This window comes from Uliginosibacterium silvisoli (assembly GCF_036017035.1).
In the GTDB taxonomy this organism is placed as follows: Bacteria; Pseudomonadota; Gammaproteobacteria; order Burkholderiales; family Rhodocyclaceae; genus Viridibacterium; species Viridibacterium silvisoli.
Map to the genome: position 1 here is coordinate 168716 of NZ_JAYXHS010000001.1, position 25562 is coordinate 194277.

Below are 25562 nucleotides of genomic sequence, written 5' to 3' on the forward strand. Positions count from 1 at the left end.
GCATTGACAACACTTATTGCGACCGTTACGGTCTCGCACGCCAATCGCTACGAGAAGGCGTGGCACCGCTCGGAGACTCGCTATGGGAAATGGTCGCAAACCCGGTTCAGTTTGCTCGTTGCGTGACGGCGGGCTGGAGGAAGACGGTACGAATTGCCTCGCGCAATCACCTGAACCTGGCACGATTGGCCTCAAGGTCGAAGTAGACCCGTCAATCGACGCAGCCAACCCTCTTGTCCAGGACATAGACACTCGCCAGGACGACGAGAAAGCCTCCACGCAGGGGCTCATGGGCTACAACATCAACTTGATCGCCAAGTCCCCGCCCGGCAGCACGAAGGATGGCCAGAAGATCGTGGCCATACTGCGCGAACTGAACCAGAACAGACGCATCATGTATGACGCATCGATCAGCGGGCGCGGCGAATGGAGCGGCAAGTTCATACGCATCGCCGAAAAGTATCGCGGCAGCGTCGGGGCCACTCTCGTCGAACTCTTCCATGAAGGCACGCACGCTCAATGGCACCGGCTGCACCCGCGCGCCAAGGGAGTGCCTGCGGACCGCGAGGCCGCCATCAAGGACGAGGTCAACGCGCAAACGAACCAGGTAAAGATGTACATCTTCACCAAGGCCAACTGGAATCACTCCGACATGGAGCTCGACCGCCGTCTGAGCCGTCTGACCAGCGACCAGGAATACAAGCGCACCGGTACTGACCGCGTATTCGAGCAATACATCCGCGACAACTTCGACAACCGGGAAGACTAGATCCCCAGCTCCTGACAGACGCGCGTTCGCTTGCGACGACGCCACGCGCTGCAAGTGGCCGCGCTCAGACAGACAAGGCGGATAGCACTGTCGCCGCAATGCGCACCGACGGTTTGCTGCGTACCTTCAGGTCACCAGCGCAACGCTTTTGACCTGCGCAAAAACCCGTTGCCCGACCTCCAGCGCCAACAGATCGCGAGAGCGGCGCGTGATGCGCGAGACCAGCACCGCCCCGCCACGCTCGTCCGACCCAAGCAGCAGGCGCAGATTCACCTTGTCGGTACCTGCATCCAGGATTTCCATGACGCGCGCATCAAGCACATTCAGGATGCTCGACGCCCGGGGCGCTTCGACAGCCACGCTCACGTCGCGCGCCAGCACGCGAGCACGCACGCGCTCGCCCACTGCGCGAGACAGTCCGCCCACCCACAGACCTCCACCCGCGAACGCCACACGACTGAGCCCGTAGACCTCGTCACGCTCCATGACCTCAGCCTCGATGACCGCGCCCATGTCGTCGCTCAATGCTGTCTGCAGGTCCAGACGCGTGAGCACATCCTGCAAAGGCCCGCTGGCGCACACCCGGCCCGCGTCGAGCAACACCATGTGATCAGCCAGGCGCGCAACTTCGTCCAGCGCGTGACTGACGTAGAGCACGGGGATGTCCAGCTCGCGATGCAGGCGCTCGAGATAAGGGAGGATCGCTTCCTTGCTGATCGCATCGAGCGCAGCAAGCGGCTCATCCATCAGCAGCAGGCGCGGGCTGGTCAACAAGGCGCGCGCAATCGCCACGCGCTGACGCTCACCGCCAGATAACTGATCGGGGCGTCGCGCAAGCAAGGCCCCCACGCCCAACCAGTCGACCGCCTGCTCCCAGGTCACGCGCCGCTGTGCTTGTGGCACACGATTCATGCCATATGCAAGATTGGCGCGCACATCGAGATGCGGGAACAGGCTGGCCTCCTGGAACACATAGCCCAGCGCACGCTGATGAACAGGTACGAAAATGCCCGCGGCATCGTCTTGCCAGACCTCGCCCGCAACTGCGATGCGCGCGGCAGATGGTCTCTGCAAACCAGCGATGGCACGCAACGCCGTCGTCTTGCCGGAACCTGAGCGACCAAACAATGCGGTGACGCCGCGACTCGGCAGGTCGAGCGCGAGCTGCAGTGTGAAGTCCGCGTGCTGTACGCGCAGGTGCGCACTCAGGTGAGCCATTGCATGCGCCTCAGAAAGTGCGGGGTCGGGCATGGAAGGAATAGAGGATCAACAACACAACAAACGAGAACAGCAGCATCCCGCCAGCCAGCCAGTGCGCTTCGACATATTCCAGGGCCTCGACGTGGTCGTAGATGTCGACCGACAGCACGCGCGTCCTGCCGGGGATATTGCCCCCCATCATCAGCACCAGACCGAACTCACCCACGGTGTGCGCGAAGCCGAGCACCGCCGCCGTGATGAAGCCCGGTTTGGCCAGCGGCAAGGCGACGCTGAGGAACCTGTCCCACGGCCCCGCCCGCAGGCTCGCCGCGACTTCCAGCGGGCGTCGGCCGATCGCTTCGAATGCGTTCTGCAAAGGCTGCACGACGAAGGGCATCGAATACAGCACGGACCCCACCACCAGCCCTGCAAACGTGAACGGCAAGGCGCCGATGCCGAGCGCCTTGGTCAGCTTGCCACCCATGCCATTCGGCCCGAGAAACACCAACAGATAGAAACCCAGCACCGTTGGCGGCAACACCAGCGGCAAAGCCACCACCGCGCCGATGATGCCTTTCATGCGCGAGCGCGTGTGTGCCAGCCACCATGCGAGCGGCGTACCGATCAGCAACAGGATGAGCACGGTGGTAGCGGCCAGCCTCAGCGTCAGCGTGACGGCAGAGAGATCGATGTCAGGCAGGTTCATTCAAGGCGCTTTGCTTTTCCGACCTAGGTTCATCAGAGATCGTAACCGTACGACTTGATCACAGCTTTCGCCTTGTCACTCTTGAGGAATTTCAGCAAAGCCTGCGCCGCTGCATTGGCCTCGCCTTTCTTCAGCAGCACGGCATCCTGCAGGATCGGCGAGTACAGGTTCGACGGCACGGCCCAGTAAGAGCCCTCCACCGGCTTGCCCGGCACCAACACCTGCGACATGGCGACGAAGCCCAGCTCCGCATTGCCCGTGGCGACGAACTGGAAGGTCTGCGCGATGCTCTCGCCGATCACGAATTTCGGTTTGAGATCGTCGTACAGCTTGCCGGCCTTGAGCGTCTCTTCTGCCGCCAGTCCATACGGCGCGAGCTTCGGATTGGCAATCGCGATATGTGCGATATCGGCACGCGTCAGCACCTTGCCGCCCTCATCGACGAAACCCGGCTTGGCTGACCACAGCACCAGCTTGCCTTTGGCATAGGTGAAAGTGCTGCCCGCAACGCCGTCGCCTTCCGCAACGAGTTTGCGCGGCGTCTCGTCATCCGCCGCCAGGAGAATCTCGAATGGCGCACCATTCTTGATCTGCGCGTAGAACTTGCCGGTAGCACCCACCGCAACGACGGCCTTGTGACCACTCTCCGCGGCGAACTCGGCGGCGATCTTCTCGAAAGGCCCGGCAAAGTTCGCAGCCACGGCGACCTGCACTTCTGCCGCACTGACGGCACCCTGCATCAGCCCGATGACAAGACAAGCCAGGCCACTCCGCAACACGCTCTTCATGATGTTCATGCTTTGTTCCTTTTCTTTTTGAGGGGGGACATCTTTGGCGATCGGCAGATGCAATCCATCAACCGATCACGCTGAGGATGATGTTCGAGGCCTTGAACGTGGCCCACGCGGGTTCGCCAACGCGGACATCGAGCGCCGACACAAGCGCACGTGTCGTCACCGCGACCAGACTCTTGCCGTCGCCCAGATCGATCACGACTTCCGAGTTGACTTCGCCCTCATGCACGCGCGTGACCACACCAGAGAGGAGATTGGTCTGCTCCGACGGCGGGGTCTCCCTGGGCACCAGCGCCACTGCGGAGGCCTTTGTGAGCGCGAACACCTCGGTGCCGATTGCCAGCCCGAGCGTTTCGACCGACTCCCGCGTCACGACCGCCACCAATGTGCTCTCCGCATTCAGCCGCAGCAGCACTTCGTATTCGACATCCCCCTCACGCAAGCCGCAGACGGTGCACACGAACTGATTGCGCGCGCTGGTGCGCAGGCTCATGCGCCGCAAGAGTTGCTGGAAACCAGCAACCGAACCGGCCTCGCCGCCCGCTTGCTGCGACAGGCGATCCAGCGCCTGTTGATACTCGCGCTCGACGGCGTGGTACATGGCGATCACGCTCTTGCCGTACTCCGTCAGCTGCGTGCCGCCCCCTTGCCTGCCACCTGTCGTACGCGCAACGAGCGCTTGCTGCGCCATATTGTTCATCGCATCCACCGCGTCCCAAGCCGCCTTGTACGACATGGGCACGTGGCGCGCGGCCTGGGAAATCGAGCCATGTTCGGCAATGGCCTCGAGCAGGCGGATGCGCGTGCCGCCCAGAAAGCTGCCCGACTCCGTCGTGACCTCGAGCTTGCCGATCAGGCGCCCCGTCGACTTGTCCACCATCTCTTTATCTATATAAACATTTATATAGCGATGGTAAATCAAAAGCGCGGCGTGAGGCTCATCTTGCAAGCCTCGCGCCGCGCCGTGGGTTCAAACATTCGGATTCAGACGCGGTATTGCGCTACCGCCTTGCGCATGCGCTCGACGCTTCGCTGCAGAACGAAGGAGGCATCCCGCGTGTCTTGGGCGACGCCTAGGTTGTTTTCTGTCAGCTGGGCCACCTGCTCCACGCTCTTCGCCAGCTCCGTCATGGAGGCGCTCTGCTCGGAGGTCGAATGCGTGATTTCGCCCACCATCTCCAGCGTGGCCCCCATCTCATCGTTGATCGTCGCCAGCGCGACCTGCGCCTTGAGCACGAGCGCAACGGAATCACCCACCTGCGTCGCACTGCGATGCATGCCCGAGACGGCGCTCGTCGTATCTTCATCGATGCGCCGGATCATCTCGTCGATCTCGCGCGTCGCCGTAGCCGTGCGCTCGGCGAGCTTGCGCACCTCGTCGGCCACCACGCTGAAGCCGCGCCCTTGCTCACCAGCCCGCGCCGCTTCGATGGCTGCGTTAAGCGCCAGCAGATTGGTCTGGTCTGCGATCTCCTTGATCACACCAGCCGCCTTGCCGATCTCATCCATGCGCTGCCCCAACTGGGTCACCATGCGCGTCGAATCGGAGACGCTACCGGAGAGGACCTGCATATTGTCGGTGACCTGGCGTGAAACAGCGGCCCCCTGACAGGCATTCTCCCCCGCCGTCTGCGCGACCGTGCGCGTGCTGGTCGCGAAGGTCGCGACCTCGCTGATCGACACCGTCATCTCCTCGACCCCTGCGGCGGCGGAAGACGTCAGCTCGCTCTGGCGTGCAGCCGAGTCGGTCAGGCGCTCCACGCTCTGGTGCAGGGCATCGGTCGTGGCATGAATGTCATGCCCAGCGTCGCCAAGAATCTGCAGCGTCGCGCGCATGGCGGAGAACTGCGTATCGAGACTCGCCGCAATATTCCCGATGCGGTCATTGCGCGTCGGCACCAGTGTCTCGGTCAGTTCGCCGGTCGTCAGCGTACGGTCGAGAAACGCCTGGATCGTGTTCAGACGTGACAGTGCTCCCGGCAAACCGACGACAAGCATGTAGGCTGCGGCAAGCAAGGTCAGGACAGACAAGGCCTCGCTCGCCACGACCAGTGCCGGCCACGAAGCCAGCATCGCGACGAGCGAAACCAGTTGCGCGACACCGACGAGGGCTGCGAACGCGAGCAGTTGCGTGTCGTGCGAAACCAGCTTTTCGACCAGCGGGCCGTGGTTGCGGCGCACGCGCCCATCCTGGATGCGGATCGATGTATCACCCGCCCTGATGCGCTGGTAGGCGCTGGACGCCGCCGCGATCTGCGCAGGTGTCGGGCGCGAACGCACCGATTGATAGCCCACGATGGCGCCCCCTTCGCGCACCGGTGACGCGTTGGCGACGACCCAGTAGAAGCCGCCGTCCTTGCGGCGATTCTTCACCAGCCCCTTCCAGGGGCGCCCCGCCTTGAGGCTGCGCCACAGATCGGCAAAGGCGGCCTCCGGCATATCAGGGTGACGAATCAGGTTGTGGGGTTGCCCCACCATTTCAGCGGGTGTGAATCCACTGATCTCGGCGAACGCCGCATTCGCCTCGGTGATATTGCCGCGCAGATCGGTGCGCGAATAGATGAACACGCCGTCAGGAATGACGGACTCCTGCTGGGTGACGGGCTGGTTGTTGCGCATGAGGCAGCTGCTTCCTCGGATCGGGCAGAAATTGATGCGCACATCGCGCATTGAAAATCGTATCGACCTGCCTAGGACACCCTGAAGAAAAAAATTGCCGTATATGCCAAAAGTTATAAATACATCAACCCTGAGCGCGCGGACTGTTGACAAGAACGGCACCAATACCCGCCCGTCCCGACGGGCAAACGGCGCCCGGCCGGACAATAAAGTGAGCGTGCGGACTTGAAATACCGCAATGCGGCACCTATCATTAGCACTCCCCGGGAGAGAGTGCTAACAAAGCTCCTCCCCTGTTTTTTGTCGGGGTGCCTCCGGCGCCCTCTAATTCTTGATCTTCCCCAACAGGAGTGGATATGAAAATTCGTCCCCTGCACGATCGTCTGATCGTCAAGCGCATCGAAGCCGAGCGCACAACTGCCAGCGGCATCGTTATTCCAGACAGCGCTGGTGAAAAGCCCGATCAAGGTCAGGTTCTGGCTGTCGGCAACGGCAAGATTCTGGAAAACGGCGAAGTCCGCAAGCTGGACGTCAAGGTTGGCGATCGCGTGCTGTTCGGCAAGTACTCCGGCCAGACCGTCAAGGTCGATGGCGAAGAGCTTCTCGTGATGCGCGAAGAAGACATCATGGGTGTCGTCGAACTGTAAAAAACCGGTGCTGCGCTACTGCGCAGGCCGGGCTGAAGGCTCCGGTGCTCAACGTACCTGCGTACGTTTCCGCTCCTCGCCTTCATCGCGACCTGCTCGCTACGCGCCTCCCCTGTTTTTTCACACCGAATCCGATTCAAATATTCTGGAGTCATAAACATGGCAGCTAAACAAGTTCTGTTCGGCGACGACGCACGTGCAAAGATCGTCGTTGGCGTCAACATCCTGGCCAATGCGGTCAAGGTGACCCTCGGCCCGAAGGGTCGTAACGTTGTGCTCGAGCGCTCGTTCGGCGCACCGACCGTGACCAAGGACGGTGTGTCCGTGGCCAAGGAAATCGAACTGAAGGACAAGTTCGAAAACATGGGCGCGCAGCTCGTGAAGGAAGTCGCTTCGAAGACCAGCGACAACGCCGGTGACGGCACGACGACCGCAACCGTGCTGGCACAAGCCATCGTTCGCGAAGGCTTCAAGTACGTCGCAGCTGGTTTCAACCCGGCCGACCTGAAGCGCGGTATCGACAAGGCTGTTGCAGCCATCGTTGCCGAGATCAAGAAGAACGCCAAGCCAACGACCACCAACAAGGAAATCGCCCAAGTCGGTTCGATCTCCGCCAACAGCGACAGCTCCATCGGCGACATCATCGCCAACGCGATGGACAAGGTTGGCAAGTCGGGCGTGATCACCGTTGAAGACGGCAAGTCGCTCGAAAACGAGCTGGACATCGTCGAAGGCATGCAATTCGACCGCGGCTACCTGTCGCCCTACTTCATCAACAACCAAGAGAAGCAGATCGCTGCTCTGGACAACCCGTTCGTGCTGCTCTTCGACAAGAAGATCTCGAACATCCGTGACCTGCTGCCCGTGCTGGAGCAAGTTGCAAAGTCCGGCCGCCCACTGCTGATCATCGCTGAAGATGTCGATGGCGAAGCACTGGCAACTCTGGTTGTGAACAACATCCGCGGCATCCTGAAGACCGTTGCCGTCAAGGCGCCTGGCTTCGGCGACCGTCGCAAGGCCATGCTCGAAGACATCGCCATCCTCACCGGTGGCCAGGTCATCGCTGAAGAAGTCGGCCTGTCGCTCGAGAAGGCTACGCTGGCTGACCTCGGCCAAGCGAAGCGCATCGAAGTCGAAAAAGAAACCACCATCATCATCGACGGTGCCGGCAAGGCTGAAGCGATCCAGGCACGTGTTGCCCAGATCGAAGCCCTGTCCGACGCTTCGACCAGCGACTACGACCGCGAAAAGCTGCAAGAGCGCAAGGCCAAGCTGGCCGGCGGCGTTGCAGTGATCAAGGTTGGCGCTGCCACCGAAGTCGAAATGAAGGAAAAGAAGGCTCGCGTTGAAGACGCACTGCACGCTACCCGCGCAGCCGTCGAAGAAGGTGTCGTGGCTGGTGGCGGTGTTGCACTGCTGCGCGCCCGCGCCGGCATCGGCGACCTGAAGGGCGACAACGCCGACCAGGACGCAGGTATCAAGATCGTGCTGCGCGCCATCGAAGAGCCGCTGCGTCAGATCGTGCAGAACGCTGGCGCCGAGCCATCGGTCGTCGTTGCCAAGGTTCTGGAAGGCAAGGGTAACTTCGGTTACAACGCTTCCAACGACACCTACGGCGACCTCGTCGAAATCGGCGTGCTGGACCCAGCCAAGGTGACGCGCTCGGCACTGCAAAACGCAGCGTCGGTTGCCAGCCTGATCCTGACCACCGACGCAATGGTCGGTGAGCTGCCAGAAGACAAGCCTGCCGGTGGCATGCCTGACATGGGCGGCATGGGTGGCATGGGCGGCATGGGCATGTAATCCGGACCGGCTCCGCGTGGCGGAGCCTGCTCGAAGACACGCCTTGCGTTCATCGCAAGACAACGGACAACTTCGCAAGAAGTTGTCCGTTTTCATTTCTGGCGACGTATTCACGCTCGCCTCCTCTACCTCCTCTACCTCCTCTACCTCCTCTACCTCCTCTACCTCCTCTACCTCCTCTACCTCCTCTACCTCCCCCTGTCTCCCCTGTCTCCCCTGTCTCCCCTGCGATTGGCTCGCATAGCCGCAGGGCGCCGCATCTTCGGAGGCGGCGCCGCGCAAATTAGTCAGACTTTTATAGATTCGTCCGACTTTTTGTTGCACACAAATACGCTTCACAGTGCTATCGGAAGCAGCTCGCGGGGTAAATCGCACAACCGCAGATCTGCCATATTTCATGCAAATGACAAGCTTGTTAATTATGTATAACAAGCAGATAGGCGAACTCATAAGCCGTCGGTCAGGCACGCAAAATGGGCTATTGACATACCGACAGGGCGAACGTTAGCGTGCGATCCCCGACACATTGTTTTTCAATTGGCCTGACAAATACACCTTTGCGCAGCAATCGGGCAGCGCTGCCGTCAAACCAGACGGAGGTTGGGCCTCAGCCTTACACGATTGAAAACAGGCGTTACGGGACCTTTGCTTGACACAACAAACCGGAGCGTCCGGTGTGTCGTTTGACTCACCGAGCTTCCCAGCAGAAAGGCACGGACAATGAAGATGAGCTTTACAGCCAAGACATGCGCTACCGCACTCGTTGGTATTGGCATGTTCTCGACGGCAATGACCGCCAATGCGACACCGGTACCGGGCAACCACGGCAACTACGTCGCGAACTACATGATCAATACCTGGCCAGTGCTCGATGACTACACGACCTGCGCACCGTCCAACTGCTTCAGCCTGAACTACGCCACCGTGCCTGCCAGCCCGGCGCCGAAGTTCTGGGAATACACGAACACCGTGCCGCTATTCGCCATCTGGAAGCTTTACGAGAAGACGGGCCGTCAGAAGTACTACGACTACGTGAAGAAGTTCGTCGACACCTATGTCGATGCGAACGGCGTGATCAACTATGGCCGCACCTTCCCTGCCGGCGCGACGCCGAACGACCCGACGATCCAGGATACGATTCAGCCCGCCACCCTGCTGTTCGGTCTGTACAAGAAGACGGGTGATTCGCGCTACCTGAAGGCCATGCAGTACGTGCGCACGATCTTCCCGACGATCAAGACCAATCCGCAAGGCGCCTGGTGGCACAAACCAACCTACGCGAACGAGCAATGGCTCGATGCGATCTACATGTCAACGCCGTTCCTGGCGCGCTATGCCGCCCAATATGAAACCGGCGCCACCCAAACGGCCACCTTCAATACCCTGACCAATCAGATCAAGCTGGCAGCCCAGTACACTTTCAACCCCACCAAGAATCTGTACTACCACGGCTGGAACGGTGCGACTGACGGCATCTGGGTTGGCCTGGATTACAAGGCTGGCAAGTACCCCCCACTGGACGGACAGGTCACTTCGCCAATTCTGTGGGCACGCTCTCAAGCCTGGTATATCACCGGCATCGTCGATGTGCTGGAGTACCTGCCGAAGAACCATCCTGACCGCAACCAGCTAGTCCAGATCGTCAAGAATATCGCCAAGGGCCTGAAGACCTATCAAGGCACCAACGGCCTGTGGTATCAGGTGCTCGACGTCAAGGATGGCCCACTACCCGCCAACGGCGGCTATCCGGGTGAGTCGGTCCCTGCCCAAGCGAACTGGCAGGAAACCTCTGCCAGCGCGCTCTTCGTTTACTCCCTGGCCAAGGCAGCACGTCTCGACATCATTGACAGCAGCTACCTGGATGTCGCGAAAAAGGGCTGGGCAGGCGTGAAGACGAAGGTTGCGCTGTCGAACAGCAACAACACCGTCAAGGTGCAAGGCACGGTGGTCGGCATGAGTCTTGGCGGTGTTTACAACGCCTACACGAATGCAGACTTCCGCACGGACCTGAACAATGGTCCGCTGCCTGCTCCGGCAGACCAGTGCGTGCCGTCCACCTACGTGAAGTTCACCTCGCCACCAGTGGTCTGCAAGTACTCGTACGTGCGTGAAAACGTGCCGCAAGGTCTGGGCGCCGTCATGCTGGCCGCGAGCGAAATGGAATACTGATCCGAACAGGGACCAGCGCACCCTGCACGAAGCGAATGACCCGCCCCAAGCGGTACACCGCCCCCTCTCGGGTGCCGTGCGGGGCGGGCCAGTCGTCAATAAAAAGCCCACGGCATGCCGTGGGCTTTTCGCATCCAGCACAGACCGGCACTCAACTACCTGCCAGCCTCCTTTGCATCAAGAACGCAATGCGTTCAGCCAACGCCGCAATCGTGCGGGAAGGATTGAGCCCCACGGCGCGCGGCACGATGGCGCCGTCGGCCACGTACAGCCCGGGGTAGCCGAACACCTCACCTGCATGATTGACCACACCGTCCGCAGACGTCGTACCCATATTGCATCCTCCTAGCGGATGCGGGGTCACCAGGTTCTTCAGCAGGCTCCAGGTAAAGGGAACAGTCGCATCACCACCCGTCGCTTCCGACAGCTTGATGTGCATATCGACCATCGCCTGCACGGTCGCCTCGCTGCGCGTCACATCCCAGTCGAGCTTGAGCACACGACGCCAGGGTGCATACCAGACGCGCCCGAGATAGAGCTTGCCATCCGCCGCATCCATCGCCTGACCGAACCAGGGCATGACACTGGCCGCTGGATTCTTCATGCCGCTGAGCGTCTCCAGCCATTGCACCAGCACGCGGTGTTTCGGCTTGGCGCCCTTTGCGCCGTCGCGCAGGAAATTGAGCAGCAGATTGGGGAAGCCGCCGTCCTCGACGAAGAACTCCTTGCCGTTCACCGCACCATCCAGAAAGTCGATGGCGCAGGAAATCGTCGGGCCATGCGTGGGCGAAATGTCGCGGCCCTCGTAGGTCGCGGGCGTCAGGAAGTCGCCGTTCGAACTCCAGTTGCGGCCAAGGTAGTTGCTGATCTTCGGCAGGGTCTTGTATTGGTCGCGTGCGCGCAGCAACAGCTCGGTTGAACCCAGCGAGCCAGCCGCGAGAATGACGCGCTCCGCGGTCTCGAACCCCGGCACGAGCTGCCCGTCGACCACGCGATGAAAGTGCACCGTATAGCGGCCTCGATCCTCCGAGATGTTGTACACCACGTGCAGCGGCCGCACCTCGGCACCGAGCTGCTCGGCACGCGCGATGTAGTTGAGATCCAGCGTGTTTTTGGCCTTCACCTGGCAACCGATGTCGCAGTTGCCACAGTGCGTACAAGTGCCCTGCTCCACACCGAACTGGTTGGTGAATTTCACCGAGTGCGCGTCGCTGAAGGGATCGGGCCGATCGTAGCTATAGTCCTTGTCGAAGCTCACGGCCAGCGGCAAGGGGCGGAAGCGGTCGCCATAGCCGAGCTTCTCTGCGCCTTCCTTCATGAGCTTGTAGCGCTCGGTCAGCTGGTTCTCGGGCAAGGTCTGCACGTCGAGCATCTTGCCGACGCGCTCGTAGTACGGCTTCAACTCCTCATAGGTGATTTGCGACGGCCAGCCGTTCTTGAACGCATCCGGCTTGGCTTCGACCGAAATGTTTGCGTAGATCAGCGAGCCACCACCGACACCAGCTCCCTGCGCGACCGTCATGTCATCCATGATGCGCAGGTCGATCCAGCCGTTGCAGCTTTCCGGCTCGGACTGATCCCAGATCCACGCGTCGCCTTCGCCACGCGGATAGTCTTCCGGCGCCCAGCGTCGGCCACGCTCCAGCACCAGCACCTTGAGGCCCGCCTCGCTCAGACGGCAGGCATTGACTGCCCCGCCAAAACCACTGCCAATAATGATGACATCGTAATTCTTCATCGCCTGCTCCGCCCTTCCGGAAATGTCGATCAGCGCCGCATGATGTAAGTCGAGACCAGCGACTTCGTGAAGAAGCCGGCAAAGCTGCCTGTCGCACCGAGGCTCTTGCCCATCGTCGGTGCGTTGGTGGCATGGAAGGTCGACAGCAAGCTCATCAAGGCACTGACACCCAGACTCAGCACGCCGGCGCCGACGACAGGTCCGCTCGTGTCGCGGCCTTCATGCAGCTTCGTGTACAAGGTCGTCGTCGCCGGCCACAGCGCGAGCGGCGAAGCGACGCGCACTTCCTTCTTGCCGGCAAGGTAGTAGTCCTTGCCCGCGTGCTGGAAACCGAGTTCGTACACCATCCAGCGCAGCCCCGGCTCATCGCCGGGCATGAACAAGGCGAACACACCGTGCGAGGCCGGCATGTTCGTGCCGAGCGGCGCGAAGTCGACATGACCGCTCAGCCCGCTGCGATGCTGCGGGTCGGCGACGAAGGCGTCGATGTCCTCGATGTCGATACTTGCGTGCAGCGCCAGCTGCGTATTGGCCGACTTGCCCTGCGCCGCGCCTGTCTTCGGATCAATCGCACCGAGCGAGAAATAACCGGCCATGGTTTCGCGAAACGCGATGCCTGTTCCTGCGTCCTGCATCTGTGTGGCCTCCGGCGTGAGTGGCATTCCTTCCGGCTTGCGGGTACGAAGGTAGCGCATGGCATCTGCATAGCCGCGATCGACCAGCGTGGCGGAATCGATACGGCCTAGATAGAAATCGGGATCGAGCGGTAGCGGTTTCTCTGGCTTGACCACGTGCAGCCTGATCTGCTGCTTCTGGCCGTAAGGCGAATCGCCGCGCGCGATGCGTTCGTTCAGCTCATTCACCAAGGCCATCTCTTCGTTGAGCTTGCCAGCCGCGCTCAGCTCGATCATGTGCACGTACTGGTTGAACGAGCCATCGTGATAGGTCGGCGTATTGCCGATGCACCACACCAGCCACACTTCCTCGGCACCGCGCTTCACCGCTTCGATGAGGTTCGCATCCTTGATCCACACCGAATCCAGATACTCGGTGTCGCCGCGCTTTACGGCGGGCATGAAGATCGGCAGCGAGATACCGGCGACCAGTAGGTCCAGATCGATGTCCATGTGTGGAATCGCCTCGTTGGTTTTCTGCGTGAAGTTGCAGACATTGAAACTGCCCGCCATGCCCTCGGCCAGGCGGATGCGTGCCGGGTCGATACCGAGGTGCGGAAAGACCTTCTCGACGATGCCATCGGCGTCGCCCATGGCTTTCATGTTGAGCGCCTTGAAGTATTCGCGCATCGGCATGAAGGACACGAAGTCCTTCACATCGAGCGTGCGCCAGCGCTCGCACATCTCGTCGGGCGTGAGGCCCGACAGCAACATGCCAAGATTCATCGTGCCGCCGGAAGTGCCGTCCCCATGATGAAAGCGCAGGCCTGCTTCATGGAGCGCTTTGAGGACGCCGGCCTGCCAGGCCACACGCATGCCGCCGCCGGCCAGCACCAGCGAGCGTCTTGTGGTTTCAGCAGCATCCGCCGCCAGCGCAACGACGGTAGGTTTCATGATGCCAGCGTGCCGTTAACCATCTTGCGCCAGAAGATGATCATCAGGAAAAACGACAGCAGATCGAACAGCGCAACGGCCATCGCCAGCGAGGAGAACAGCTGCTCATGCACGCCAAGGGCGACAGCAATGAAAGCACCGAGCTTCTGGATGCTTGCCCAAAGCAATGCGGGAGACGAATGCGTGATCAGTCCGTGTAGCGTCAGCGCGCCGAACAGGATCATGAACATGCCGACGATGCCGAAAGAATGCTGATTGGCCAGCACCAAGGAACCGCCGATGATCTTCAGCACGAAGCCCGGCCAGATCATCTGCACAGCGCCACTGACGATGGTCAGCAAGGCGATCAGCGTGATGATCGTGCCGAGGTAGTTCTTGAGCTTATCCATGCGCAGTCATCCCCTGTTCAATCCTTGCGATTGGGCGGCGTCAGCCACTCTTCCTTGTTCTCGAGATTCGCTACGCTCTCCAGCCCTTCCATGCGCGCTGGCGGAGTCTTCTCGCTGAGAAACCAGGCCTCGAAGTGGTCGTCGAGCACGCCTGCCGTCTCCGGCAGGAAGCCACAGAACAACGGTTCCGGGCTGATGTCGAGCGTCTTGAGCGCCTGCACGCGCGGGTGGTCACCAATCGTGAGGCGCGCCGAGCCCTTCTTCATGAGCTTGAAGCCGAGCTTGCCCTTGAAGTAGATGTATGACGCCATCAACATGCCGCGGAAGGCGCAGTAGTTGATGGCACCTACGTTCAGCGGCAGCCAGGCCTTCTTCGGACGCTCGACATCGATACGCACGGCGAGCAGTCCGTCGAGGTCGTACTGGCTGCTGACCCATTCGTCGCCGATGACGAAATCCAGATTCGCCTGATGCTTGGGCATGCCCCAGATACCCTTGCCGCCCTTCACCGATATCTCGGTGCTCACCGGCAGGTCGACCACGTACTGCCCTGTGCCGAAGGTCTTCATGAAGATCGCGGGCAGGAGACGCGGCGCGGGTTTCTTGCCGTGCGTGCAGGCGATGGCAACGCTGTACTCAATGTACTTGCCGATATTGGTTTCAATGTAATCGATGACAGTAATAACCAGCAGCCCCCTGTTCCACAAGCGGAAAGGATGCATCTCGTTACCGGGCATCAGCGCAGCGGCCTTGTCGGCATCGATGCTGAAGGCCGCCATCAGCGCCGGCGATTTGTGCGAACTGACCGGCAGCTGGAACGGAATGCCGTCTACGAGTGCGAAACGCCCAGCCTGTTCTTCAAGTCTTCTTGGCCTGCCCATGACGTATTGCTCCTGATGAGTCCTAGTGAGGTCGATCCAGTTCGTCGAGGATGATGGGGAACACATCCCGTGCCGCGTTCTTGCCAATGAAGATATCGAGGTGCCCGTAGTCGGGCAGGATGCGCAATGAGTGAAAATGGCGGCGTTGCTGTTCGAAGAAATCGAAAGTGCGTTGCTGGCTCTCCGGCAGGAAGCAGATGTTCTGCTCCCCCGCGAGGAAGGCGAAGCGTGCGGAGGTTTTCGGTGGCTGCGCGGCGAACTCTGCGGGTAGCTGGTCGAGGCCTTCGACGGAGATGAGCTGGCCTTTGCTGACACTGCGGCTCATCTGCTTGAAGAAGCGCAGCGGCACACTGGCAAACTCATGCTTGAGCCATTCATGCGTGGCGTCATTGAGATTCTCGTGACGCCACAACACCGGAAAGCCCGTGCCATAGGTGAAGCTTGAAAACTTGCAGACGGGGTTGTCGCATTCGTGATGCGTGAGCGCCACGGTGCTGGCCAGCAGTTTCGGCACGAGGCCTTCGGCCTTGAGACCCCACTGCGGATTCAGGTAGTCGGTCATGGTCGCCACGATAGGCGTGGCCAGCGACAGCTTGAGGCGCGACATGGCGGGCACCACCGGATGCAGTGCCACGGCGTTGCTGACGATGGTGGTGACCTGCGGCACGAGGCCGGCGACGGCGCTCATCATGAAACTCGTCGAGCCCTGGCAGTGGATTACGGCCTTCACTTCCGCTGCACCGGTCTGCTCAACAAGCTTCTGCACAGCGGCGGGATGGTCATAGGCGGCTGCCTGATCGAGCGTCCAGCGGTTGGGCGAGAACTCGATGCTGGCGCGCCAGTTCTCCAGCCAGACGTCATAGCCGTTGGCAAGCAGGTAATCGACGAGGGTGGTTTCCGTACGCGGCTGGAAGATGTTGGCGCGCACGCCGGCACCATGCACGAGCAGTACAGGCCCCTTGCTGGGCGCCCGATCGCCAGTGACATGGATCAGGTTGCACTGGAAACCATCGGCAGCAGTAAATGGGACGACCTCGCTGACTGGCAAAGCAAACTCCTGGGCAAGATGTGCTGCAAGTGTGTGCTGCGATCAATGCGGCGAGGGCCACGCGGGCCGGGCCGCGGCGGCCCGGTACGCAAGGGCCGATTGCTGCAGAATAGCGCAATCGCTGGGTCCGCAAGGCGAATCGCCCTCAAGGGTGTATCCGCCGGAAAGGCGGGCTCGCCAGCCGCGCTTGCGTCCATAAGCCGCCTCTGCAATCCTCTGCGCCGACAGCAATCCGCTCGCAATCCCGTTCCGGCAATCCCCCCATGAAATCTGTTGGCCGCCTCCTCAAGCATGTATTGATCACCGTCGTCCTGCTCCTGCTGGCTTACCAGCTGTGGCTGTTCGGCAATGTGTTGTGGTGGAAATGGGTGAACCCTTCGTCGACGAGCTTCATGTCGCTGCGCCTGAGCGAGCTGCGCGAAAAGAACCCCGAGGCGAAGCTGCAATACACTTGGGTGCCCTACCAGCGCATCTCGGTGCAGCTCAAGCGCGCGGTCGTCGCCGCGGAAGACGACAAGTTCGTCGACCACGAGGGCTTCGACTGGGAGGGCATGCAGAAAGCGCTGGAGAAGAACCAGAAGAAGGGCAAGTCGGTTGCCGGGGGCTCCACCATCAGCCAGCAGCTGGCCAAGAACCTGTTCCTGTCACCCTCGCGAAGTTATGTGCGCAAGGCGCAGGAAGCCATCATCACGGTGATGATCGAATTGCTGTGGGACAAACGCCGCATCCTCGAGGTGTATCTGAACGTCGTCGAATGGGGCAATGGCATCTTCGGTGCCGAGGCTGCAGCCCGCCGCTACTACAATATCTCCGCCGCACAGCTGAATGCCGCTCAGGCCGCTCACATTGCAGTGATGCTGCCCAACCCGCGCAAGTTCGAGAAGACCTATCCGCCGAGGCTGGTGACGCACTCGGCACGCGTGCAGGGGCGCATGGCCTACGCGGAAGTACCTTGATGCACGGCACCTCACACAACAAGAACAGAGAGACAAACATGAAAACAAGCACCAGGACCCGCTCGCCGCTGCACGCTCTCATCGTGGCAGGGCTGACCTGCATCACGCTGCTGGCCTGCGCCAAGCCCGTGGAGATCAATCCCGATGTGGCCGAGCAACCGGTCCCCCTGTTCCACATGGCGCTCAATGGCGGCAACGTGGCAGAGATCTACAGCACTGCCGCACCGGAATTGAAGCAGCATGAATCGCAGCAGGACTTCGTGGCGCGGCTGGAGAAGGTGCGCGCCAAGATGGGCCCGGTGCAGGGCACCGAGCGCCAGAGCTGGAAAGCCGTCGAGGATAGCGGCAGCGTGCTGGTCACCCTGACCTACAAGTCACGCTACGCAGCTGGCGAAGCGGAGGAAGAGTTCCTCATCCGCATGAAGGACGGCTGGAATTCCCTCGCTGGTTACAAGATCAAGGCCAGGCAGCTCGACTAGGCGGGTCGCGGCTGCGCGGCTGCGGTTTCGCGAAAGCTGTTTTCACAACTTTCCACCTGACGGCAGGCCTTTCTACGCATCTCCCGGGGCGTGGCTGGGTTAAACTCGGCCGCTCTTTCCATCGGCATTCTCCTCAGCAGCCCTGCCATGGCCAGCACACCCGAACAGCTCCATCACGACGACATGCAGCACACCTTGCGCGAGGTGCAGGCTCTGCTCGCCCGTCAGAAGCTGGAGGAGGAAGTTGTCCATCGGCAGGAGATGAAGAACCACGAACTGGTCGAGAGCCTCGTACACAAGCAGAACGTCGCGCGCCTCACCGGCAAGCTGTCGACGCTGCACCCGGCCGACATCGCCTTCATTCTCGAAGCCCTGCCCCTCGAAGACCGTCTCTTCGTCTGGGAGCTGATCCGCGGTGACGACTCGCAGATCAACGACGGCGAGGTGCTGCTGGAAGTCTCCGATGCGGTGCGCGAGTCGCTCATCGAGTCGATGGAGCCGGAGGAGCTGGTCGCTGCCGCCGAGCAGCTCGACGCCGACGAGCTCGCCGACCTCGCCCCCGACCTGCCCAAGCAGGTCATGGACGATGTCTATCTCGGCCTCGATGCCGAGGAGCGCGAGCAGCTGCGCGCGGCCATGTCCTACGAAGAGGATGCTGTCGGCTCACTGATGGACTTCGAGATGGTGTCGGTGCGCGAGGACGTGACGCTGGAAGTCGTCATGCGCTACCTGCGCCGCTTCGACGAACTGCCCGACCATACCGACCAATTGTTTGTCATAGACCGCGAAGAGCGCCTGCTCGGTGTATTGCCACTACACCGCATGCTCATCAACGATCCGGAAAGCCTGGTCGGCGATCTGATGCTCACCGACATGCTGTGCCTGCATCCAGGCGACAAGGCCGACGATGCCGCCAAGGCCTTCGAGCGCTATGACCTCGTGTCGGCGCCCGTGGCCAATCGGGATAGACGCTTGATCGGCCGGCTCACCGTCGCAACGGTGGTCGACTTCATCCGCGAGCAGTCCGAAAGCGAGTTGCTCAGCCAGGCCGGCCTGAAGGAAGAGGAAGACATTTTTGCTTCCGTGTGGGATTCGGTGAAGAACCGCTGGTCCTGGCTGGCGGTGAATCTCGTCACGGCCTTCATCGCGTCACGCGTGATCGGCGCCTTCGAAGGATCCATCGAGCGGCTCGTCGCACTGGCTGCGCTGATGCCGATTGTGGCGGGCATCGGTGGTAACTCGGGCAACCAGACGATCACCATGATCGTGCGCGCCATTGCCATGGGACAGGTGCAGGACGATATGTTCAAGCGCCTGCTGCGCAAGGAGCTGAGCGTGGCCTTGCTCAACGGCCTGGCATGGGGCGGGCTGCTGGGCATCCTCGCGGCAGCGCTGTACCACAACATGTCGCTCGGCCTTGTCATGACATTGGCGATGACCCTCAACCTGCTGCTCGCCGCATTGATGGGCGTCTGCATCCCGATGGTGTTGATGCGCCTTGGCCGCGACCCCGCGCTCGGCTCATCGGTCATGATCACCGCCTGCACCGACTCCGGTGGCTTCTTCATCTTCCTTGGCCTCGCCTCGCATCTGCTGATGTAGCGCGCCTGCGCGCTGCAGCGCGGAATACTGTTCCCTCCGATTGTGCGACGATCCGTCCGCGCCTCGATGCGCTCTGAACGCACGTTCCACTTCAGGCACAAGCGTTCTTATGGCTGAAACAAATATCAGTCAGCATGCACAACAACAATAAACGGAGATACAGATGCACCACACATCCAGCTTCGGCGGAACTTCCGCCGCGTCCTCGCTTCGCAACATGATTGCCTGTACCGTCGCCTCGCTCGTTTTCATGGGCAATGCGATGGCAGCCGCTGACGCACCGTCCGGCTACACCAAATGCGTACAGACCGGCGGCACCTGCAGCTTCAGCGGAACCCGCCAGGTCGCCATGGGCAAGTCCGGCGTCTTCGGCTACGGCACGTTCACCAGCAGCGTCGCCTGCACACTCGCCAACTTCCCGAGCGCCCCGAGCAATTCCGTGTGGTGCTCTTACGCCGCAACCACCACCAGCAGCTCCAGCTCTTCTGCGTCATCGGTCGCCTCCTCCAGCTCATCCAGCAAGAGCAGCGCCTCGTCGGTCTCTTCTTCGCAAAGCTCTTCCAGCGTGGCCTCCAGTAGCGCCTCCAGCGCAGCGTCGAGCGTGGCAGGTGCCAGCCTGGATCTGACGAAGTACAAGCTATCCGGTACGTATAGCCTGCCCAGCAAGGCTGCCGAAGCCTCTGGCGCGAGTTGGAACTGGGATACGGATACGCTGTTCGTGATCGGCGACGAGGGCAAGGCCATCGTGCAAGTGAGCAAGACCGGCGTGCAGATCGATAGCATGACGCTGTCCGGCTTCGCCGACACGGAAGGCATCGCCTACATCGGCAACGGCAAGTTCGTCGTCACCGAAGAGCGCCTGCAGGATGCCTATGTGCTGACCTACGCGGCCGGCGGCACGGCAACCCGCAGCAGCCTTCCCTCCGTCTCGATCGGTTCGACGGTCGACAATATCGGCATCGAGGGCATCTCCTACGACCGCCTCACGGAAAACTACGTGGCGGTAAAGGAGAAGGATCCGCAGGCTGTCTATGGCTTGAAGATCGACTGGTCGCTCAAGACCATCACGACCTCCAGCCTGTTCGATCCGGCCGTGCTGAAGACCGATGACATTTCGGACGTGCAGGTGCTCTCCAGCGTGGCGTCGCTGACGACGGCAGCAAAAAGCAATCTGCTGATCGTCAGCCAGGAATCGTCCATGCTGCTCGAAGTCACACGCACCGGCACCGTGGTCAGCAAGTTCGACCTCAAGTCGATCAGCACCGACATCGAAGGTGTGACGGTCGACAAGAACGGCGTGATCTACCTGATTGCACAAACGCCGAAGCTGTATGTGCTGACGCTCAAGTAAGCGTATCCGTATGAAAAAAGGCCACACCGGGCGACCGGTGTGGCCTTTTCACTTTGCACGCTCCAGCTTTGAGCTAGTGATGCATCAAGCCAGCTGCCCGAATGCCGCATCCGCCGCCGCAATGCTTGCCGCAATGTCCTCTGCACTGTGCGCCGCAGACACAAAACCTGCCTCGAACGCGGAAGGCGCCAGGAAGTGCCCCGCATCCAGCATCAGATGGAAGAAACGGTTGAAGCGCTCGCGGTCGCTGCTCATCACATCCGCGAAGCTCGCTGGCGGCGTGGCGCTGAAGTAGAGCCCGAACATGGCGCCGACCGCTTGCGCACTGAACGCAACGCCATGCTTGCGCGCGGCTGCGGCGATGCCATCGGCAAAGCCCTGGGTGCGCGCCGAGAGGTCTTCATAGAAACCCGGCTGCTGGATCAGGCGCAATGTTTCGAGCCCGGCAGCCACGGCCACCGGACTACCCGACAAGGTACCGGCCTGATACACGGAGCCCAGCGGTGCGATGCACTGCATGATGTCGCGACGACCACCGAACGCACCGACTGGCATGCCGCCGCCGATGATCTTGCCCAGCGTCGTGAGGTCAGGCGTGATGTTGTAGAGGCCCTGCACACCCTTGAGCCCGACGCGGAAGCCCGTCATCACTTCGTCGAAGATCAGCACCGCACCATGCTTCGTGCACAACGCACGCAAGCCCTCCATATAGGCCTGCGAAGGACGCACCAGATTCATATTGCCGGCAACGGGTTCGATGATCACCGCAGCGATCTCCTTGCCACGCGCAGCAAACACCTCTTCGAGCTGCACGAGATTGTTGTAGTCCAGCACGATGGTGTGCTTGGCGAAGTCCGCTGGCACGCCGCCCGACGACGGGTTGCCGAAAGTCAGCAGCCCCGAACCGGCCTTCACCAACAGGCTGTCGGCATGGCCGTGGTAGCAGCCCTCGAATTTGACGATGGCATCGCGGCCGGTAAAGCCACGCGCCAGACGGATCGCGCTCATCGTCGCCTCGGTACCGGACGAGACAAGGCGGACCATCTCCATACTCGGCAGCAATCCGATCAGCTGCTCGGCCATCTCGATCTCGCGCTCGGTCGGCGCGCCGAAAGACAAGCCATCGACCGCCGCACGCTGCACGGCCTCGACGACGGACGGATGGGCGTGACCGAGAATCGCCGGCCCCCAGGAGCCGACATAGTCCGTGTAGCGCTTGCCATCAGCATCCCAGACATAGGCGCCTTGCGCACGCGACAGGAAGCGTGGCGTGCCCCCCACCGAGCGGAAAGCACGCACAGGCGAATTCACGCCACCGGGAATGCTGCGCTGCGCGCGGGCAAAGAGTTCTTCGTTACGAGACATAGGTTCGAGCAGTAACAAGGGTTGCTGTTGCCTCCCCGCTTGCGGCGGGAGGATGGCCCGTCAGGGCCGAGAGAAGGCGAGCGCCAATGACGCTCGCCAGGAAACTAGGCGTACAGAGCCGCCAGCTGCGCTGCCCGCGCCCCCGGATCTTCGGCACCATAGACATCCGTGATCACCGCGAGCCAGTCAGCGCCCGCTTCGACCAGGGGCAAGGCATTGTCCGCCGTAATGCCGCCGATGCAGGCCACCGGCACTTCCAGCTCGGCTTTGGCCCGTGACACCAGCTCAATCGGTGCAGCGACCGCCTGAGGTTTGGTCGGCGATGCGAACATGGCACCGAATGCAATGTAGCTCGCCCCTTCCGCAACAGCCTTTTGCGCCAGCGCAAAATCGTTGTAGCAGGACACGCCGATGATGAGCTTGCTGCCATATTTGCTGCGCAGGGCCGCCACATTGCCGTCATCGCGCCCGACGTGCACACCATCGGCAGCCACCGCAGCCGCCAGCGCAGCGTCGTCATTGACGATGAAAGTCACGCCTTGTTGCTTCAGCAGCACGGACAGTGCGAGCGCCTGCTCCATGCGCTGTGACGTCGTGCCGCCCTTGTGACGGTACTGCACGCAGACGGCACCCGCTTGCACTGCAGCACGCGTCGCCGCAATCAGCCTGGGCGTGTCGTCCCAGTCCGGCGTCACCAGATACAGCCCGCGTTTGATTGGCGCATTCATATATGAGGCAGATCAGGAACGATGGGCAAAGAAGCGATCGGGAATGGCCTGCCCCATCCCCGGATTGATGGCATGTGCCAATGTATTCCACGTGTAGCGCTGGGCCGCCTGCACTGCTTCGCGCACGTCCATGCCACGCGCCAGCATCACGGCGATCGCCGATGCCAGGGTGCAGCCCGAGCCGTGGAAGCTGCCCGGCAGGCGCTCCCAGGCATCGGTACTCAGCATCCCGCCGGGTCCGTACAAGGTATTCACAACCTGCGGCGCCTGCTCGTGCGTACCCGTCACCAGCACATGCTTGGCGCCCAGCTCGATCAGGAAATTGGCGCAATCGGCGAGCGCGAGGTCTTCGACGTCTTCGCCATCGTCTTCCTCCTGCGTCAGGCGGCGCGCTTCGATACTGTTCGGCGTCAGCACCGTGGTCAGCGGCAACAACAACTCGCTCATCGCAGCCAGCATCTCCTCGTCCGCCAACGGGTCACCACGCCCCGAAGCGATCACCGGATCAAAGACAACCGGAATATCAGGGTAGTCGGCCAGCACCTCGGCAACGGCCGCGACGTTCTCGACGCTGCACAGCACGCCGATCTTGAAGGCCTGCACGCTGATGTCCTCCAGCAGCACGCGCGCCTGGTCAACGATCCAGTCGTCGTCCACCGCTTGCGTGCCTTCGACACCACGCGTGTCCTGCACGGTCAGGCCGGTCAACACCGACAGGGGATGTGCCCCAAGCGCTGCAATCGTCAGGATGTCCGCCTGCAGACCGGCACCACCGGTCGGGTCAGAGGCCGCGAAAGTCAGGACAACGGGAGGGGTGACAGGGCGTTCGCCAAGAGTCATGGCAGGCTACCGCGAAAGAAAAACGATGAGGGGTCGATACATCGAACACGGTCCCGATCAACAAGTCGCTCAAGAATCACGGGGTAAATGCCGATGTTTTGCAGGCACAGCACAATTTTGAAAATGCGCTAAGATCGCTCGGATTTTAACTGAATACAGTAGTCATGGCTGATAGCGATCTCCCTTTCAAGACTTGGATGTGCCTGATTTGCGGCTGGATTTACGATGAAGAAGCGGGCAGTCCCGCAGAAGGCATCGTCCCCGGCACACGCTGGGAGGCTGTTCCTCCGAACTGGACATGCCCCGAATGTGGCGCACGTAAAGACGATTTCGAGATGATGGAAATCTGACGGACGTGCCAACAAAAGAACTTACATTGCGGCAAAATGCACGGCACAAGCCACATATGATCCGGTTAAACGCTCTATAGAGGAACGACACCGGGTAACCTCAAAGGGAATCGAACCCTCCAGATTGATGCTGTCGTAATAGGCATTTCGTGGTCTGGCGGATCAAACAAGAGGAGTATCACGTTGGCAGAAGGACCTGACGTCACCGGCGTCAAAGTGATGGTCATCGACGACAGCAACACGATTCGTCGCAGCGCCGAAATATTTCTGGCCCAGGCCGGTTATCAGGTGTTGCTGGCAGAAGACGGTTTCGATGCCCTGTCGAAAATCTCCGACCATCACCCCGACCTGATCTTTGTCGACATCATGATGCCGCGTCTGGATGGCTACCAGACCTGTGCACTCATCAAGAAGAACCCACGCTATGCGGGCACGCCCGTCATCATGCTGTCCTCCAAGGACGGCCTGTTTGACCGCGCGCGCGGCCGCATGGTTGGCTCGGACGAATACCTGACCAAGCCGTTCACCAAGGACAGTCTGCTCAAGGCCGTTCTCGCGCACACCGCCGCACGCATCGGCAAGTAACCGGAAAACACAGTTTCAAGGAGCCCATCATGCCCATCAAGAAAATACTGGTTGTCGATGACTCTCCTACCGAGCGTTTCGCGCTGACCGAATTCCTTACCAAGAGTGGCTTCACGGTCGTCACCGCCGAGAATGGCGAAGACGGCGTGGTGAAGGCCAAGGCAGAACTGCCTGACCTGATCCTGATGGATGTTGTCATGCCCGGCATCAATGGCTACCAGGCGACGCGCACGATCTCGCGCGAAGAAAGCACACGCCACATCCCGGTCATCATGACAACGAGCAAGGACCAGGAGACGGACAAGATCTGGGGCATGCGTCAGGGCGCTTTCGACTACATGACCAAGCCCCTCGACCACGAAGAGCTCATGAAAAAAATCGCAGCCATTGGCTGATCGACTCTCAGATCCTGGCGCACTGACGGGGGCACGGCACATACATGGCAAAAAGACAGAGCCTGAGAGAATTCCAGCAGGACCTCACGCGCCGTCTGGCAGAGGTGAAGCTGACGGGACGTCGCGCCGCTTTGCTGGCAGTGAATGCCGGGCCGGAAAACTGGCTGCTGGACCTGTCGGAAGCGGGGGAAATCATTGCAGCGCCATCGCTCACGCCAGTGCCACTCACGCGAAACTGGTTTCGCGGTCTGGCCAATGTGCGCGGCAATCTGTACAGCGTGGTGGATTTCGCGGCGTTCTGTGGGGAATCGCCGACGCAGCTTACGAGCGATGCGCGCATCTTGCTGGTCGGCACTCGCCAGGGCATGAACACGGCCTTGCTGGTCAGCCGTGCGCTGGGTTTGCGCAACCCCGAAGACTTCGATGCCGATGACAGCATCGTGGATCCACGCCCCTGGGTGGGCGGTGCAGTACGCGACTCGCAGGATCGCCTGTGGCGCAAGCTGACCGTACGCCCTTTGCTGGCTGACGCACACTTTCTCGATGCGACCCTCGAGACGCATGTGTAACGACAGCACGT

At 61.1% G+C, this 25562-nt stretch carries 25 protein-coding genes; 12 read left to right on the forward strand and 13 right to left on the reverse strand.

Going from position 1 to position 25562, the window contains the following annotated elements:
• Positions 1–82: 82 nt before the first annotated feature.
• Positions 83–769 (forward strand): hypothetical protein, encoded by a 687-nt coding sequence (locus tag VVD49_RS00815; protein ID WP_327597220.1) that lies wholly within the window; start codon positions 83–85, stop codon positions 767–769.
• Positions 770–895: 126 nt separating this feature from the next.
• On the opposite strand, the gene modC is transcribed toward VVD49_RS00815, so the two are convergent.
• From modC to VVD49_RS00840, 5 genes are all read right to left on the reverse strand, one after another.
• Positions 896–1987, reverse strand: coding sequence for a molybdenum ABC transporter ATP-binding protein (gene modC / locus VVD49_RS00820; RefSeq protein WP_327597221.1), 1092 nt, complete (start codon positions 1985–1987; stop codon positions 896–898).
• A 10-nt stretch (positions 1988–1997) separates the two neighbouring features.
• Entirely contained in the window at positions 1998–2675 is a 678-nt protein-coding gene (gene modB / locus VVD49_RS00825; protein ID WP_327597222.1) for a molybdate ABC transporter permease subunit, read from the reverse strand.
• A 32-nt stretch (positions 2676–2707) separates the two neighbouring features.
• Positions 2708–3472 (reverse strand): molybdate ABC transporter substrate-binding protein, encoded by a 765-nt coding sequence (modA, locus tag VVD49_RS00830; protein ID WP_416384876.1) that lies wholly within the window; start codon positions 3470–3472, stop codon positions 2708–2710.
• A 58-nt stretch (positions 3473–3530) separates the two neighbouring features.
• A complete protein-coding gene (locus tag VVD49_RS00835; protein WP_327597223.1) occupies positions 3531–4349 on the reverse strand; it encodes a TOBE domain-containing protein in 819 nt (272 codons plus the stop codon).
• A gap of 104 nt (positions 4350–4453) precedes the next feature.
• On the reverse strand, positions 4454–6088 hold the full coding sequence (locus VVD49_RS00840) for a methyl-accepting chemotaxis protein (RefSeq protein WP_327597224.1): 1635 nt from the start codon (positions 6086–6088) through the stop codon (positions 4454–4456).
• A gap of 356 nt (positions 6089–6444) precedes the next feature.
• On the opposite strand from VVD49_RS00840, the gene groES reads away from it, so the two are divergent.
• From groES to VVD49_RS00855, 3 genes are all read left to right on the forward strand, one after another.
• Positions 6445–6735, forward strand: coding sequence for a co-chaperone GroES (gene groES / locus VVD49_RS00845; protein WP_327597225.1), 291 nt, complete (start codon positions 6445–6447; stop codon positions 6733–6735).
• A gap of 159 nt (positions 6736–6894) precedes the next feature.
• Complete coding sequence (groL, locus tag VVD49_RS00850; protein WP_327597226.1) at positions 6895–8538, forward strand: chaperonin GroEL; 1644 nt, start codon at positions 6895–6897, stop codon at positions 8536–8538.
• 726 nt (positions 8539–9264) lie between these two features.
• A complete protein-coding gene (locus tag VVD49_RS00855) occupies positions 9265–10707 on the forward strand; it encodes a glycoside hydrolase family 88/105 protein (protein WP_327597227.1) in 1443 nt (480 codons plus the stop codon).
• Positions 10708–10858: 151 nt separating this feature from the next.
• Here the strand turns inward: VVD49_RS00855 and VVD49_RS00860 are convergent, their stop codons facing one another.
• From VVD49_RS00860 to VVD49_RS00880, 5 genes are read right to left on the reverse strand one after another with little or no spacing between them, the layout of a single operon-like run.
• Entirely contained in the window at positions 10859–12445 is a 1587-nt protein-coding gene (locus VVD49_RS00860; RefSeq protein WP_327597228.1) for a GMC family oxidoreductase, read from the reverse strand.
• A 29-nt stretch (positions 12446–12474) separates the two neighbouring features.
• Complete coding sequence (locus VVD49_RS00865) at positions 12475–14013, reverse strand: patatin-like phospholipase family protein (protein WP_327597229.1); 1539 nt, start codon at positions 14011–14013, stop codon at positions 12475–12477.
• Positions 14010–14402 carry a hypothetical protein gene (locus tag VVD49_RS00870; RefSeq protein WP_327597230.1) on the reverse strand — a complete coding sequence of 131 codons (393 nt, stop codon included), beginning with the start codon at positions 14400–14402 and terminating at the stop codon, positions 14010–14012. Before VVD49_RS00870 ends, VVD49_RS00865 begins: the two co-directional genes overlap by 4 nt.
• 17 nt (positions 14403–14419) lie before the next feature.
• Positions 14420–15283 (reverse strand): acetoacetate decarboxylase family protein, encoded by an 864-nt coding sequence (locus VVD49_RS00875; RefSeq protein ID WP_327597231.1) that lies wholly within the window; start codon positions 15281–15283, stop codon positions 14420–14422.
• Between the two features lie 22 nt (positions 15284–15305).
• Positions 15306–16331 (reverse strand): lipase family alpha/beta hydrolase, encoded by a 1026-nt coding sequence (locus VVD49_RS00880; RefSeq protein WP_327597232.1) that lies wholly within the window; start codon positions 16329–16331, stop codon positions 15306–15308.
• 263 nt (positions 16332–16594) lie between these two features.
• Here VVD49_RS00880 and mtgA point away from each other — a divergent pair, with 263 nt between their 5' ends.
• From mtgA to VVD49_RS00900, 4 genes are all read left to right on the forward strand, one after another.
• Positions 16595–17287: a monofunctional biosynthetic peptidoglycan transglycosylase gene (mtgA, locus tag VVD49_RS00885; protein WP_327597233.1), complete on the forward strand. Its 693-nt coding sequence runs from the start codon at positions 16595–16597 to the stop codon at positions 17285–17287.
• Positions 17288–17325: 38 nt separating this feature from the next.
• A complete protein-coding gene (locus VVD49_RS00890; RefSeq protein ID WP_327597234.1) occupies positions 17326–17766 on the forward strand; it encodes a DUF4019 domain-containing protein in 441 nt (146 codons plus the stop codon).
• 147 nt (positions 17767–17913) lie between these two features.
• The gene (gene mgtE / locus VVD49_RS00895; RefSeq protein ID WP_327597235.1) at positions 17914–19368 is read left to right on the forward strand and encodes a magnesium transporter; all 1455 of its coding nucleotides are present in this window, start codon (positions 17914–17916) and stop codon (positions 19366–19368) included.
• A gap of 163 nt (positions 19369–19531) precedes the next feature.
• The gene (locus VVD49_RS00900) at positions 19532–20719 is read left to right on the forward strand and encodes an SdiA-regulated domain-containing protein (RefSeq protein WP_327597236.1); all 1188 of its coding nucleotides are present in this window, start codon (positions 19532–19534) and stop codon (positions 20717–20719) included.
• An 84-nt stretch (positions 20720–20803) separates the two neighbouring features.
• Here the strand turns inward: VVD49_RS00900 and hemL are convergent, their stop codons facing one another.
• The 3 genes from hemL to thiD all read right to left on the reverse strand — a co-directional run bounded on the left by hemL (position 20804) and on the right by thiD (position 23652).
• Entirely contained in the window at positions 20804–22084 is a 1281-nt protein-coding gene (hemL, locus tag VVD49_RS00905; protein ID WP_327597237.1) for a glutamate-1-semialdehyde 2,1-aminomutase, read from the reverse strand.
• Positions 22085–22188: 104 nt separating this feature from the next.
• Positions 22189–22812 carry a thiamine phosphate synthase gene (thiE, locus tag VVD49_RS00910; RefSeq protein ID WP_327597238.1) on the reverse strand — a complete coding sequence of 208 codons (624 nt, stop codon included), beginning with the start codon at positions 22810–22812 and terminating at the stop codon, positions 22189–22191.
• A 12-nt stretch (positions 22813–22824) separates the two neighbouring features.
• A complete protein-coding gene (gene thiD / locus VVD49_RS00915) occupies positions 22825–23652 on the reverse strand; it encodes a bifunctional hydroxymethylpyrimidine kinase/phosphomethylpyrimidine kinase (protein ID WP_327597239.1) in 828 nt (275 codons plus the stop codon).
• A 197-nt stretch (positions 23653–23849) separates the two neighbouring features.
• On the opposite strand from thiD, the gene VVD49_RS00920 reads away from it, so the two are divergent.
• The 4 genes from VVD49_RS00920 to VVD49_RS00935 all read left to right on the forward strand — a co-directional run bounded on the left by VVD49_RS00920 (position 23850) and on the right by VVD49_RS00935 (position 25551).
• On the forward strand, positions 23850–24002 hold the full coding sequence (locus VVD49_RS00920) for a rubredoxin (RefSeq protein ID WP_416384888.1): 153 nt from the start codon (positions 23850–23852) through the stop codon (positions 24000–24002).
• Between the two features lie 219 nt (positions 24003–24221).
• Entirely contained in the window at positions 24222–24587 is a 366-nt protein-coding gene (gene pilG / locus VVD49_RS00925; RefSeq protein ID WP_327598927.1) for a twitching motility response regulator PilG, read from the forward strand.
• A 29-nt stretch (positions 24588–24616) separates the two neighbouring features.
• Positions 24617–24982 (forward strand): response regulator transcription factor, encoded by a 366-nt coding sequence (locus tag VVD49_RS00930; protein ID WP_327597241.1) that lies wholly within the window; start codon positions 24617–24619, stop codon positions 24980–24982.
• A 44-nt stretch (positions 24983–25026) separates the two neighbouring features.
• Positions 25027–25551 (forward strand): chemotaxis protein CheW, encoded by a 525-nt coding sequence (locus VVD49_RS00935; protein ID WP_327597242.1) that lies wholly within the window; start codon positions 25027–25029, stop codon positions 25549–25551.
• Positions 25552–25562 lie beyond the last annotated feature (11 nt).